13 protein-coding genes and 2 pseudogenes are annotated in these 13,987 nt (G+C 47.8%); 6 read left to right on the top strand and 9 right to left on the bottom strand.

The genetic code is table 11. The features are described 5' to 3' along the window. Together HALA3H3_RS26250 and istA are read right to left on the bottom strand one after the other, a co-directional pair. On the bottom strand, positions 1-405 hold a 405-nt coding region (locus HALA3H3_RS26250), incomplete at its 3' end, for an ATP-binding protein (protein ID WP_370657676.1). After that, positions 405-1,586, bottom strand: a complete 1,182-nt coding sequence (istA, locus tag HALA3H3_RS16400; protein ID WP_022522670.1) for an IS21 family transposase — start codon at positions 1,584-1,586, stop codon at positions 405-407. The genes istA and HALA3H3_RS26250, both read right to left, overlap by 1 nt. Positions 1,587-1,627: 41 nt before the next feature. Between istA and HALA3H3_RS16395 the strand changes: the two genes are divergently transcribed. Then, the gene (locus tag HALA3H3_RS16395) at positions 1,628-2,677 is read left to right on the top strand and encodes a hypothetical protein (RefSeq protein WP_022522669.1); all 1,050 of its coding nucleotides are present in this window, start codon (positions 1,628-1,630) and stop codon (positions 2,675-2,677) included. Between the two features lie 30 nt (positions 2,678-2,707). After that, on the top strand, positions 2,708-3,118 hold the full coding sequence (locus tag HALA3H3_RS16390; RefSeq protein WP_022522668.1) for a hypothetical protein: 411 nt from the start codon (positions 2,708-2,710) through the stop codon (positions 3,116-3,118). A gap of 179 nt (positions 3,119-3,297) precedes the next feature. Here HALA3H3_RS16390 and HALA3H3_RS16385 read toward each other — a convergent pair whose 3' ends face one another. Beyond that, positions 3,298-4,230 (bottom strand): LysR substrate-binding domain-containing protein, encoded by a 933-nt coding sequence (locus tag HALA3H3_RS16385; protein ID WP_022522667.1) that lies wholly within the window; start codon positions 4,228-4,230, stop codon positions 3,298-3,300. Between the two features lie 59 nt (positions 4,231-4,289). Between HALA3H3_RS16385 and HALA3H3_RS16380 the strand changes: the two genes are divergently transcribed. The 3 genes and pseudogenes from HALA3H3_RS16380 to HALA3H3_RS16370 all read left to right on the top strand — a co-directional run. Beyond that, a complete protein-coding gene (locus HALA3H3_RS16380) occupies positions 4,290-5,066 on the top strand; it encodes a 2OG-Fe dioxygenase family protein (RefSeq protein WP_022522666.1) in 777 nt (258 codons plus the stop codon). 47 nt (positions 5,067-5,113) lie between these two features. Continuing rightward, positions 5,114-5,731 carry a LysE family translocator gene (locus HALA3H3_RS16375; protein WP_022522665.1) on the top strand — a complete coding sequence of 206 codons (618 nt, stop codon included), beginning with the start codon at positions 5,114-5,116 and terminating at the stop codon, positions 5,729-5,731. Positions 5,732-5,876: 145 nt separating this feature from the next. Next, positions 5,877-6,137: pseudogene (locus HALA3H3_RS16370) on the top strand (ATP-binding domain-containing protein); the annotation flags it as partial. Positions 6,138-6,262: 125 nt separating this feature from the next. Here the strand turns inward: HALA3H3_RS16370 and HALA3H3_RS16365 are convergent. Then, the gene (locus HALA3H3_RS16365; protein ID WP_022522663.1) at positions 6,263-6,829 is read right to left on the bottom strand and encodes a DUF1993 domain-containing protein; all 567 of its coding nucleotides are present in this window, start codon (positions 6,827-6,829) and stop codon (positions 6,263-6,265) included. Positions 6,830-6,938: 109 nt separating this feature from the next. On the opposite strand from HALA3H3_RS16365, the pseudogene HALA3H3_RS16360 reads away from it, so the two are divergent. After that, a pseudogene (locus HALA3H3_RS16360) lies at positions 6,939-7,169 on the top strand (ATP-binding domain-containing protein); the annotation flags it as partial. 140 nt (positions 7,170-7,309) lie between these two features. On the opposite strand, the gene HALA3H3_RS16355 reads toward HALA3H3_RS16360, so the two are convergent. The 5 genes from HALA3H3_RS16355 to HALA3H3_RS16325 form a co-directional block, all read right to left on the bottom strand. After that, positions 7,310-8,323 (bottom strand): esterase/lipase family protein, encoded by a 1,014-nt coding sequence (locus HALA3H3_RS16355; protein ID WP_022522661.1) that lies wholly within the window; start codon positions 8,321-8,323, stop codon positions 7,310-7,312. An 841-nt stretch (positions 8,324-9,164) separates the two neighbouring features. Further along, a complete protein-coding gene (locus tag HALA3H3_RS16350; protein WP_022522660.1) occupies positions 9,165-10,499 on the bottom strand; it encodes an AAA family ATPase in 1,335 nt (444 codons plus the stop codon). Between the two features lie 860 nt (positions 10,500-11,359). Beyond that, positions 11,360-12,085 carry a hypothetical protein gene (locus HALA3H3_RS16335; RefSeq protein WP_022522659.1) on the bottom strand — a complete coding sequence of 242 codons (726 nt, stop codon included), beginning with the start codon at positions 12,083-12,085 and terminating at the stop codon, positions 11,360-11,362. Between the two features lie 333 nt (positions 12,086-12,418). Further along, complete coding sequence (locus HALA3H3_RS16330) at positions 12,419-13,015, bottom strand: hypothetical protein (protein ID WP_022522658.1); 597 nt, start codon at positions 13,013-13,015, stop codon at positions 12,419-12,421. Positions 13,016-13,266: 251 nt separating this feature from the next. After that, positions 13,267-13,987, bottom strand: a 721-nt coding sequence (locus tag HALA3H3_RS16325; protein ID WP_144410459.1) for a transposase, incomplete at its 5' end; no start/stop codon positions are given.

Below are 13,987 nucleotides of genomic sequence, written 5' to 3'. Positions count from 1 at the left end.
CAGCCGGTCTAACGTCATGAACAGCACCCGGTGGCCGGCTTCGGCCGCCTTCACCGCCAACGCCACGGCGAGGTGCGTCTTCCCGACGCCAGGCGGCCCGAGCAGCACGACATTTTCACTACGCTCGACAAAGCCCAGGCCAGCCAGCTCACGCACGATCTTGTGGTCGATGCTGGGCTGGAAGCTAAAGTCGAACTGCTCCAGGGTCTTGATCCACGGCAGTCGGGCCTGCTTCAGACGGGACTCCAGGCCCTTCTGATGACGCCCGCCCCATTCCTGCAACAGGGCCTGTTCCAAGAACTCGCGGTAGTTCAGGTCTTGCTTACTGGCGTGCTCACAGAGGCTGTCGAGCGACGCCTGAAGGTGCTCCATCTTCAGGCGATCAAGTAGCTGTTCCAGGGCCATCACAGCACCTCCTCGTAGACGCTCAGGTCACGCTGCTGCACGGAGAGCGTCTGCTGCCACAGGGCAGCATGATGTTCCGGCACGGTGTGCCAACCTGCTTGCGGGGCCTGTAGGCGGTGATAGGCGATGGTGTCACCGGCGGCGGTGTACATCGTTAGCTCATCGTCCAGGCTGAGCCGGATCACCACCGCCTGGCCGCAATAGCCGTCGGGCACGCTGTAGCGGTTGCCACGAACCTCGATGTAGCCGTCCCAGCCGACCTGGCGAAGGTCGTGGTAGCGGGTATCGAAGTCGGTGGCCGGTAGCCCCTGGAGGGCCTCCACTGCGGCCGTAAAGCGCTCTGTCGGGGTTTGCCGGAACTGCCGCAGTGGCCGCTGATCGGCCACGCGCTCCAGCCACAGCTGGAGCAGCTGGTTCAAGTGGGCGTAGCTCTCGAACGCCCGGTAGCGCTGGAAGAAGTGTTGCTTCACGTAGCCCACCATGCGCTCGGTCTTGCCCTTGGTGCGCGGGCGCTGCGGGCGGCACGCCTTGGGCGCGAAGCCGTAGTGGTTGGCCAGTTGCAGGAAGCCAGCGTTGAAGATCACCCGGTGGTCCCGGTCATGCTTGAGCACAGCAGCCTTCTGATTATCGACCAGTACGGTGCGCGGTACGCCGCCAAAATAACGGAAGGCCTGTACCAGCGCCTCGTAGGTATGCTCGGCATCTTGGCTAGGGGCCGCCCAGGCATGGAACCGCCGTGAGTAGCCCAAGGTATTAACCGCAAAATTGACCTTGCAGCGCTGACTAGCCACAACGGTCTCGGTCTCGCCCCAGTCATGTTGGAGCTGGAAACCAGGCGGGGTCTCGAAGCGGACGGTCTGCTTGCTGGGCCGCAACGACCGCTTGGGCTGGATATAGCGTCGCACCAGGGTGCTGCCACCGGTGTAGCCCTGTTCACGGATCAGTTGGAAGATCACTTCGGCGTTCCAGACATTATCGGCCAGCAACTGATCGATGACGGGTTTGAAGGGATCCAGCTTGCTTGCTCGCAGCTTGGTCGGCCGCCCGGTGGGCGCCTCCTCACGGGCTAGATGGCGCCGCACGGTGCGTTCACAACAGCCAATCTGGTGCGCAATGTCCACGAGATGGGCGCCTCGCTGGTGAAGTTGCTTTATCATGAGAAAGTCCTCTCGGCTTAGCATGGCGCGATCTCTTGTGGTTTGGTCACCAACAAGGAAAGGTCATGCGGGTCGGGGGGACAATCTATTTTGATGATTTACGGACTTATAGCACCGGCGTCGACAGCTCTGCGGTGGTGTGTGTTCGTGTGCAAGAGGACGGGGAGTTCGTGATCACTGACGATGATGGCCAGCCATATGACGAGACAGAGCTGCGTGTACTTCGTAAGTACGCTGGAGAAGGCATGCGCGATATGCTCCAACAAGCATGTGATCGGCTGAACGCCGACCTCTCTGCATTGGCAACAGTGCATTGCGATACGCTGTCCCCACGAGACAAGCCAGCATTTCAGAGTCGAGCGTTTCCCGAACCCGAGCCCCAGCGCAATCCTCTTCTTCAGCCAACACTCTGGAGCCGTATCTGGCCCCCTGCGAGGCGTCGGCTAGAAGAGCAAAATGAGCGGCGGGCTGAACAATATACTCGCGCCTTTAGCGAATGGGAGGAGGCAGCGCGGGCCTTTAACGAGCAGGAGCGGCAACGACGTGAGCAGGAAACCGAGTTAGTGCTGACGAACCTCGATGCCATGGCCAATATTCTTGAGGAACACCTGGGGGAAATCCCGTGGCCCAGGGAAACGAGCGTGAGTTTTGATCTCGGAGATGATGCCAGCACCATCGCTATCGACATCGAGCTACCTGAGGAGGATGCCTTTCCGGATGTGGAGTACACCCTAGCCGCTAAGCAACCGAAAGTTTCTGTCAAAAAAATTGCCGCCACTAGGCGGCGCATGCTGTATCGCGACTACGCCCATGGCGTGGCGATGCGAGTGCTCGGTGAGATATACCACCGTCTTCCAACCGTTCAGGTAGCGCTTATATCGGCCTACGTGCCGACCCTCGACACCGGAACTGGTCAGCCCACCGAAAACTATCTCTACAGTGTACTGGTTACCAAGTCTCAGTGGCGAGAAATCAATTTCAAGGCCCTAGCCAACATTGAGCCACCGGCTACCCTTGAGCGCTTCGAACTACGGAGAAAAATGACCAAGACGGGAGTGTTCAAGGCTATTGAGCCGTTCGATGTTGAAGCGCTGGCTAATGAGGTAGGTATTTAGGAGAGTTATTCAATCGTCATAGGAGAAGATATGCGTAATCCGGTTGCGGGAAGCATTATTATAGGACTACTGCTAGTAGGGTGGCAGATAGCAGCAGTTGCTGATTCCGATACACAGGAGAGGCTTCAGGTGGCTTTGGATCCTTGGAATCCCCATGAGATCCGATTGACGGGTAACCAGCTAACGGTTATCACCAGAGAACGTCGCATGACGGATCAAATATTGCGCCCTCTCATTTCGACAGGGGTTTGTATGCCTGTATTCACGGGGGCTCCTGATTCGTACCTCTCGGGAATCGATGAAATCGCCGTACTGAACATACATGGTCGCCAAGGATATATTTTTTCCGGCGGGCGCTCTGAATGCCAGGAAATTGGCGGTTTGCCAATGAATGACCTAGAAATGTACATATTGTCCCGCACACGGATGCATACAAACTAGCTTTCCATCCTGGTCACCTAGACGGGATACCCGATTCAAGCATTATAGAGGTGCCTTGGCGACGATGGCCACCATATGATCAAAGGCGCTTTACTTATTAAAGATATCATCTGTGTTATCAGTAATGTTTAGCTTTTATTGACATGGATATTGGATCGCTGACTAACCATTTAGTCTTGTTACGACTGCAGACAAGCGGCCATTTCTTGCTTTAACCAACTTTGAAAACGCGCGCATTTATTATTCATGCCTAGCGACTCAGGTGATAAGAGATAGTAGGCTGAGCCATCCAACAGAAAACCATAAGGTGCGTGGAGTTGCCCGCTTTCCAATTCGTCCTGAACCATTAAGAAAGATGCCATAGCGATACCTAAACCAGAAACAGCAGCCTGTACACATAAATAGAAGTGTTCATACTCAACTCGACCGCTTCCTTTGGTCGATATATTGGAAAGCTTTTCCCAGATTGGCCAGGCATTAGGACGAGTGCCAGCATGTAGCAAACGCTCACCTTCAAAATTGTCATTGATGCTATTTTTAACTCGACTTACTGGCCCCACCCACTCCTCACATACTTTCTCTGCATAAATGTCAGGCTCCCAGTGAAAGTCATCGCGCCTAAGCGCTAAGTCAACACCGCTTCGTGCAAAGTCGATTGGGCCACCTGCAGCAACTAGGTGAAGATTGATATCAGGATTAGCTTCATGAAATGCGGGTAATCGTGGGATTAGCCATTTCATGGCAATGGTTGGTTCGCAAGATAACGTCAGCACTTCATTCTGAGCAGTATGCTGTAATCGATAAACAGCACCCTCGAGTTGCTCGAAAACGGAATGAGTAACCTCATGTAATGAGCGGCCTGCGTCATTGAGGAAAATGGCTCTGTTACGCCGTTCAAATAACTCGACCCCCAAAGCATCTTCTAAAAGCCGTACCTGGCGACTGACGGCACCGTGTGTGACATGCAAGGACTCGGCGGCTTTTACAAAGCTACCTGTCTGCGCGGCCGCTTCAAAAAAGCGAAATGATGCAAGAGATGGAAGTTTCATATACTCGATGAAATCTATCAGATTTGCTTCACGATAAATCGCTTTTATAAGCTTTGCAAGCATTCAATAATTAAATCACCTCAATAAGAGGTGCAACATAAAACCATACAGGGAGTGAAGTTATGCAAAATATATCATCCCCAACGCCGCCACAACCACAACCTCACATGTATGATCGTGTTCATAGCGAAGTGATTGATCTGTGCAAAAACATCGCAAGAAATGACTTCGTACTACTGCCTGCTAAACATGTACATAGCCTAATTACGTTAGATGACGAAAGTTTGTTAGAGGATTGGGAAGACTTCCAGAACAGCTGGAACCGCCTGGAACAAGACCAACATATGAAAGATGGAGGTAAGTACCGCTTTCGTCGCCATGGGGTTTACAGTGCAGAGCCCAGCTCAAGCGTTAAACCTGAACCACGCCAACCGCATTACCAGAGCCTTGACTACAACACCCTTAATGGCGGGATAGCTAGAGATTTTGCGCCTATAGAGCCTGCAATCGCTGACTGTAAAATATTGATGGCAGCACTTGAATTGTGCAGACGAACGTTTAGTAGTATCGCCCCATTTTATGGCTGGCATATTGAGGTGCACCAATTTCGGATCATTGCTACTGACAATCAGGCACTTCCTACCCCCGAAGGAATTCATCGTGATGGAGTTAGCTTTGTATTTATGATGCTCGTCAATCGTAAAAACGTGCTTAGTGGTGAAACCAGCATCTACAATCGAGAAAGAAAAGAACTTGCTCGACACACTCTCACCACCCCCTTCGATGCTGCAATTGTAAATGATGAAAGAACCCTTCATGGGGTAACCCCCATAACAGCAGAAGACTCAAATGAGCACGGCTACCGTGATGTACTTGTTATTACTTTCAATAAGCGTTGAAAATTAGGCGGGGCGGATGCCTCGCCTTCACTATTGGAGTTTCATTGATGAATGAGCTGATAGCAGTAGCTACTATAACTGTTTTAGCAGTTATTAGCCCAGGTCCAGATTTTGCGATGGTAACACGCAATAGTTATGCATTCGGTTCACGGATTGGATTATTTTCAGCACTAGGAATTGCCTGCGGCGTCCAAGTGCATGTGTTTTACACCATGTTCGGTATTGCAGTACTTATCGTAGAGTCTCCCACGCTTTTTATGGCTATGAAAATCATTGGAGCGTCATATCTTATTTTCTTGGGATATAAATCACTAACAAATAAAACAAAGCTGACGTTTGGAGAGGCTACAAATATCGCGCCATCACCAGCCGCTGCTTTTAGGATGGGGTTTCTCACTAACGCTCTCAACCCTAAAACAATGCTATTTGTAATTGCTACTTATACCCAAGTTGTCCAACCTGATAGTACTCTGAGTCAAAATTTTACCTATGGTATATTCATGTCAGCCGCTCACTGGGTCTGGTTTAGCATTGTTGCACTATTCTTCGCCGCGCCTGCTATGCGTAAGCGGATACTTAAACGGCAAGGCATTGTAGACAAGGGTATTGGCATTGCACTCATAGCACTAGGTGCCTCGCTAGTCTTCACCAAAATCACAGCCTAAGGCAAAAAAGTGCCTAGGTTTTAGGGGGCATTTTAAACAAACCATTCATTACAATGGTATGAGAGTATTGGATCGTATAAATTGCAAAGATTCAATTATCTCCCATGGCTACGGCCTTTAGCTAATAAAATCGATATTAGCATTACCCTTACAATGGTTGATGCCTTCCTTCCTACACTCGGTAGAAACCGCATTCGCAATGACGGTGCACAGATCACAAGGCTCTGATTTTCAGCACACCGCCCTACTGCTACCGCAAACACCCAACCCGATTCTCACCCGCGAGCTGGTCTACACCGGCATCACCCGCGCCCGCGACTGGCTCACGCTGGTCAAAGCCAAACGCGGGATATTGAATGATGCGGTGACACGGGAGGTTATGAGAGTGAGTGGGTACGCGGAGTAAGGCTCACTACTTTAAAGCGGGGCTGGTGTTCAGCGCAGAGAAAAACCAGCCAGTGAACTTTCGCTGGCTGTATGCTGAGCTCGTTCAACGGATACGCTGTCACATTGCTCGCCATAACCAAGCATTCAAGCTTGAGGGATCGTTTCAGGGCGAATATACGGAAACAGGTGCGCTACATAATCGGCTTTTCCAAGTTCGACCTTCTCACTGCGCAATATGGAATAGGCGGTCATGAGGTGAAAATAAAACTGAGCCAGTGTCCAATCCCGCGCATATTGTTCAGCGGTTAAATCGAGCACCATGCCGTTGGGAAGCTCATGCACCAGGGGCTTGTCCGCGTCTACATCCAGCGCATCGCGGGAAAGGCCGTCGAGCAAAGCAATGGTTTCATCAATACGCGCTTGCGCATCCGCGAATGAACCGGGTTGCTCTCCGGCGTTTCGCCCTTCTTCGAGCAGTGCCCTGATAGTGGGTGTCAGCGCCTTGTCTTGAAGCCGGCAAACCGCTTCTTGAACCTGTACACAAGCAAACCGAACCTGAGTCGACAGCGGATACATATCCGGTGCGAGACGTGCGGATAGCAGCGCTTGTGCGTCAGCTTCAGGCATTTGTGCCTGTGCCTTTTTCAGCCAACTCGAAAGCGCACCAAGCATTTGTGTATAGGTGGGAACCAGCAGTTGCGTTAATGACATTAGCGTTCTTCCTATTGAATCGATAGTGACAGAATAGTATCTACCGCACGCCCATTTTATAAACCCACCTGATCGCAAGTGATAGTCATCAAGCCGTAAACCCTGCTAGCTGCAAGCATTTGAACCTGTGTTCGCGATGACGGTACACAAATCCCAGGGCTCGGAATTTCAGCACACCGCCCTGCTGCTACCGCAAACGCCCAACCCCATCCTAACCCGCGAGCTGGTCTACACCGGCATCACCCGCGCCCGCGATTGGCTCACGCAAATCGAAGCCAAACGGGGGATTTTGAATGATGCGGTGGCTAGGGAGGTTATGAGGGTTAGTGGGGCTAGGTGAGCATGTAAGCAAAACCTATATTTAAAGTTTTAATGGTGTCGGTTTTCGGCCAGAAGCTGACCTTCAACTTATTCTGATGTTGCTAGCAACAAATAACTGCCGGCGAGAAGCTGGTGGCGCTTTTTGTATGTATGCGGGTGTTAGTGAGAATTCTTTTTGTTTTGAAGACCAGCCTCTTTTGCATATCGCACTATTGTAAGTACGACCTCGCTTTCTTTAGTTTTCGGCTTAACAATGCTAATGTGATCCTCTTTATAGATAGGTATCGCTTCGTTGTCTCCTCCAATTGCGCTAGTGTAGCTGACCACCTTATCGTTTAGAGAATACATCGTCGCAAGTAGGCAAGAATTTGGAATATTGTCCTGGCACCATAAAGACCACCTTTCATTTAAATCCACAAGAAACCCAGAATTAGGGCGAAGCTCTTCAATTTGACTTGAACTGAATGATGGAATCTTTGTTGCTAGAGACGCAAGGTGGGCGCCATTTGTTGGCGACGCCGCCAAGGTGATTTGCTTAATAGGCAAAGAGATTCTGCGATGCTTTTGTATGACAGCAAAATAACGAGTTACCAAGCCACCTAGACTATGCCCAAGAACACCTATTTCACAATTTTGGCAATTATTTCTAATCCAGTTATCTAAGTTTCTGGCAATAAAAGTAACAGATGGAGATTCTTTAAGCCAACCTGAAGGGTATGGATAAGACTCTATATCAATATTAAGCTGTTCATTTAGATATTCGGGTAAATTGCCAAATGTGCTTTCTTTGTCCCCACCCCATCCATGAACAAGAACAAATACTTTCTTATTCTTATGTAGCGGTTCGAAATTGGCAACTTCGTTAGATGCGGGAATGTCAACCAATGCTTCAATTTCAAACTGCCTAATAATTGATTGAAGCTCCTTTAATTCGTCAGTATCTGCTTCATTAACTTTCAGGTACTCATAAAATTCATATAGCCGTTCAATTGCTGCACGATTCATATAGCCCTCTACAATAGTGCAGCCTTTTCTTATGTTTAATTCAGTTATTTCTTCTTTATAAACTCCCGCCACACGAGCTAGACGATAGAGAAATTGCTCAATAACTTCTTGACTATTGGTGATGTCTTCTTTGAGCCTGATTATGAAACGTGTTTTAGGAAAGTCCATGTTTCTAATCCTCTAGGCTTTTTTTTCAGAAACTAACAATTATATTAGTTAGCGCGCTTTATATTCCAATTCGACACACACGCACTCTAAAATACTGTTATACCGGGTGCATAATCGCCTCATCATACATTGACATCACTTAGCACTAAATATATATCTCAGTAGTATAGCACCAATCTTGGCTCATGCTGCATAGTCCTGCCTGTATGAGCACTCAGTTTTGGTGACAAGGCCGTTTTGTGTCGATAGCGCCTTGTACATGAGCATTTCTGTTTCTGGCCAGGAGCGGATATTGAGAATTCTATGATTTATCACGTTAGAATTCAGCGATAGACTGGAAAGGTTTCTAGTAATAAATGATTAAGACTCTTAATGACGCTGAATGAATTTACCCAACAGTTTACAAAAATCAAAAAAGAATCCGACAAGCATTTCAGATATCAGGCTTGAATCAAGACTTCGTGGTTTTCCTCTAAATATTCGCACTCTTCGACATATTTACGTAACACTGTGCGAGCGTTTGGTTCATTTTGGGGGAGCCAGCCATCAAAATGCGCAGCTAAACCTCTAAGTGCTTAAATGCTATTTACTTCACGCCAAATCTCGGTTGCTTAGATTAGTTCAATTACGGTAACCTCGTTCTTATTCCAAGATAGATAAGAGCGTGATTAAAACTGAACGAAACTAGCAATAGCTAAACTGACGCCTCCTCGTTGTATTCGAAGCTTATTCGCTATATCTTTAGATTTACTCTTAAAGCATATAAAAAATGAATTAATATAAAAACAGATGACTTGGCTATCGACCAACTCAATCAGCTTATGATAGTCAGTTAATGTAATTAACCGAGCCCCTTAGGTGGTTTGGATTTAAAATATCCTGTATTTTTGGCTGGAACCCGCACATAGTTTTTTATAGTAGCTTCGGCCTCTTTGTCTATTATCTCTACCCGATTGGCTTCAGCCTGCATTCTAATGTAACCTCTAATCATCTTCTCCTTATAAGTATAATTACCTTGCTTTGCCCCCTTAATCAAGATCGCCCCGTTTTCTGGCTTCAGTAAGTTGCGTACTCTTGTTGAATACTTCTGATAAGGCAATAATGGCTCATCCTCCAATTGCGCTATTATGCTTTTATAGAGATTATACATATCTGATAGATATGCTCCCTGCCATATATCTGCGGAGGTTGACCATACAACCGGTTCGTAATCTTGGCTACGCTGATTAATGGCTTGCTCATATGGCCTTGCTAGCTCTGCGGTAATGCCATGAATAGCATGATCTAAAGCTTCAAAATAATCATCCCAATCAACAACCTTCTTATAACTGTCTTTCTCGAAAATAACCCAAAGCAATTTTTCAACAAGTAAGTGTACATAGTAGGGGTACCCATCACTCACCGCAGCTAACCTAATATAAATCGACCTCGGAATCTCTAAGCCAAACTCAGAGAGCGCCTTAATAGCTATGTCCCAACGGGCATCCCAACTCAATCTTGGCAGTTCAATTGTCTCTAATTGCCTTATTGCTGACCGGTGCGCCCCTAATATCTCATTTAAAGTCGAGCCGACACCAGTGAAAATAAACTTCAAATTGACTCGTTTATCTCCAAGCTGTTTAAGAAGATCCGCCAAGAAATCTATTTCTTTCTCGCTCTCAATACGATCCACCTCATCCACCACGACTACAGGGGTCTCTGAATGAACCGCTTCAACCTCCTTTAATACTTCTAGAGCATCACCTATACTTTTTATTTTTTCAGAAAAGTCAGTGGGTGAAATTTCACTCCCCAAAGAATATGATAACCACTTAAATCCAAATGTTGCTCGCTCTACAGTTTTGGTTTGGGAACTCCATTTAAATCCAATGGCCTGGCTAGCTATATTCGCCACAATAGACTTGACTGTCGAGTCCGGTGCGCATGAAATATCAATATACTCAGAATCTGAACTTTGCCATTGGTTGGCGGCGGTAGCGGCTAGCGATGTTTTTCCAACACCTCGCTCTCCAAAAATAAATACATTTCTTCCAGGAGCATATAAGGCCTTCTCTATTCTTTTTAGTTGATCATCTCTGCCGACCAAATGCTCAATAGATATGATTGGCCTGGATGGAGAAACAACTTGGTTCAGTCTTCTTCCAAATTCATCTCTAGTGTAGTTATCTATAGCCATAAAAGTCGCACTCTTATAATAAAAAGAACCATCAAGCTCAGCTCAAGAACAGTCTTAAATAAGGTAGGCTCAACCTATTTAATCTACCACCTCACACTTACCGCTTAAATGTCTCTTACAAATTTCTTTGCAGATTATCCCTAGCCCCCTAAGAGGTCCGTTTTGGGTCGAGCCACGACCGTAAATTAACCTTAGCACATGACGTGCGCGAATTGATCCACTCTTTGACCCCCACCCGATTGAGGATCATGCCATGAACTTTTTGACTAAAATCTCTTTTACACCTACACCTTGGAATAAAGGCAAGTTGGTTGGGCAGAAGGCGCCTCTGCGCCTTCGAGATATCTTGGCCATAGGTGTTCGCCTAATGATTGCCAAAAAGACGAGCGACCTAGCCCTTTTCAATTTAGCCATCGATAGTAAATTACGATGCTGCGACCTCGTCAATTTACGAATACGGGATATAGCCCATGGTGCGTAAATACCCACACGAGCCATTGTGATGCAGCAAAAGACACATCGATTTCTCTGTTTCTGACAAGGTGGGAGGTTCGATGACGACGGCGAGCTTGGCGTCTAGTGACCATCCGTTTTCGCCTGGGGTGTAACACGGAACAGGCGTTCCTTTTTCTAGACACTGTTTTACAGCGTCGCGTCAGAGATACCTTCTTCAGTGGCAACTGACACCACACTGCGATTGTGGGGTGTCAGTAACTTTGTCAAGAAAGCAGCTTTACGCTCTTCAGAATAACGTTGCACACGTGCTCCATACCACTCCCTCTGGATTTGAGTTAGGTAATATCGCCAGACGGACAGAGGGGCGTTATATACGCATCGCCTCTCTCACTCCAATATGCTTTTCAGGTGCCCCGCATCGGCAACTCGCGATCCACAATGAGAGTCTGGCCTCTGTACGCTCGTACACGGCTGATAGGAACACGAACACTCTGGATTAGATCAGTGAGTTTCGACTCAGGGTCGGTATCAGGTGGGCAAACCGAACTAATAAACTCTCTATCTTTATAAACATAGCCAATTTTTATTACGTCAGGTGAATCTGGATCTGCGCCAGCGTGTATGGCCGTCAAATGGGCACCCGAACCTTGCTCTTTATCCCAACCTCGATCGTAATCGTCTTCTACCCATGGTGGCCCAATTTTCCCTGCCCTTGCATAAATGTCTTTTATTGCGTCTCGAATTGTCATAATCGCGGTTTCCGCAGTGTTCGTTTCCATAAACAAAGCTGCCTGCGATGGATTAATATGCACAAGTTCCCTTCGAATCCGGAGTAATTCAGCAATTTTCTGCCATGTGCCACTACCCCAATCTATTCTGACTAAACCGAGTTGTGCTACTGCGCGATCCAGATTCTCTCTAAAACGTCTGCCGATACCATTTGTCTGGAGTGCTTCCTCGCACGCCATTTCTAGGACTGTCCAGCTCGTAGTAATTGTCCAACGAACATAGGTTCCACGATCCCATTTGTTTTGAGCCTGGTGCGCTAAGGCGCGGGCATGTAAGGCATCCGTCCAAATATGATAATGAGGACTTGAGACAACTTTGGGAAACTTATCTTCGTCAGTCATAAGCTGTGCACTCTTCCTCACACATAACAGCGTATTAGAAGTCGCGTTCTATGAACAAATGAACGTGCTCTGGCACTTTTTCCGGCAAATGCAGCTTGCCAGATTCTACAAAGCCTATGATCCTTTTCCCTATTAATTTTAATTAGGCCTTATAGCCAAAATTCGCGATCCTGCTGCATTACCGAGAATGACCGCTTTGGGTCGTTTGCGCATGTAAATTTCATTGACCTCACTATATAAGCTCAAACATAACGCTTGCAGAATGCGCACTCTAGGAATGGAGCCGAAAGCGCAACGGAAAGGACGTCACTGTGCCTAGATTGGTTAGGTTGGCTAGGCGTCATCCCTCTTTTCTGCCAGTTCCGATAACGATTTACTGATGCTAGCCAAGCTCTTATTCATGTTGATAAATACTGTTTGATTCTTTCCTTTCAGAGCATCAGATAAGTCCTGAGCTGCACTATTCTTGGTGCTAGCATGCTTCATGTAATTCACATCCAGCATAGAAGAGTCTGTCCCTTTTTTGCTTGATCTTAACGGAGTTCGAAAGATGTACTGGGAGCTTACACCAATCCCATCCTGTACTCTATGTTTCAGACCACCATATTGCCCTGCATTGAATCTCAACTCTTTCCCTGGTGCCAAAAAGGGGATTTTGTGATCAATTTGTTTGCTTTCGCTACTGTCGGGCTTTTCTATGCCCCAGCATAAAATGGGAAGTGGTACTGAAAAGGATATTTCTCTCGCCGTACCCGTCCCGATATTCCGTATTACAAGATCAATCAGGCTGGTTGTGTCAGGGTTTAGTTCATAATAGACAACAACACACGGCTTTGTTTGGCGATAAATCGCGTAGTAAGCCGTCGCAACGGCAAGAAATGTACCAATAGGACTAACGATGTAAAAAGCTATCTGCAAGGTCTCAGCCACTCTCTCCCCCTAACATATTAACTAGCCAACAATATTTCCCAGGATGACCGCTTTGGGTCCTGGCCGTGTGAAAACAAAATAAAACTAGTCTGACTCAAGAGTCTTCCCCTTCAGCTGCCCGTTGGCCCCTTCTGAGCCATGGCTACGATAATCGCCGACCGCTGCTGTTGTGAGATGTGACAATTATAGAATCATCAGAAACCAACTACATTCGTGATCACGGCCCTAGAAGGCAGAGAAAAAAAGGGCTGTTACGCCCTCGCAGCCCTCATCAACACACTGACTCCCAAGATCTTTATGACGCGCTTCAGGTTGTACGCCAATACATGAAGACTCATTTCTGTGCTCACATTTCTAAACCGCTTTGTCGTGAAGTGTGTCGCCCCCATCCAAGCCTTGAGAGTGCCAAACGGATGCTCCACGGTTTGTCGCCTTAGGCGCATCATCTCTGGATTCCAATCGAGACGTGACTGTGCAGCTTCAAGCACATCTTCATGTTCCCAACGCTTGATCCGTCGTTGCTTGCCTGTCGTGCATTTTTCTTTCATGGCGCAGCTTGCACATGCTGAGCTCCAGTAAGCATGGAGTTTCATTCCTTTTTCTATCGTTTCATATCGCCATATGAGCCGCTGACCAGCAGGACAGGAATATTCATTGCTTTCAGGGAAGTATTGAAATGCGCCTCTTGGAAAAAAGCCCTTTGCCTGGTTGGGCGATGTCATCGGCTTGGGGAGATAGGTAGTTATCCCTTCCTTATGGCAGTCGAGAATTTCCTCACCTTTAAAGTAGCCTCTGTCAGCCACGACCTTCAGCTCATTGATGCCAGTGGCTTCACGAGCTTGCTTCGCCATATTGAAGAGCTGCCCCCGATCATGCCCGACGTTGGTCACCTCATGGGCCACAATCAGATGGTGCTGGCTATCAACAGCTGTCTGCACGTTGTAGCCTACTGTCCCGGTGCCTCTGCCACTG

Source organism: Halomonas sp. A3H3 (assembly GCF_000982975.1).
GTDB lineage: Bacteria > Pseudomonadota > Gammaproteobacteria > Pseudomonadales > Halomonadaceae > Vreelandella > Vreelandella titanicae.
Note: the sequence above shows the minus strand (reverse complement) of the source record. Positions and strands in the feature narration are given on the sequence as shown.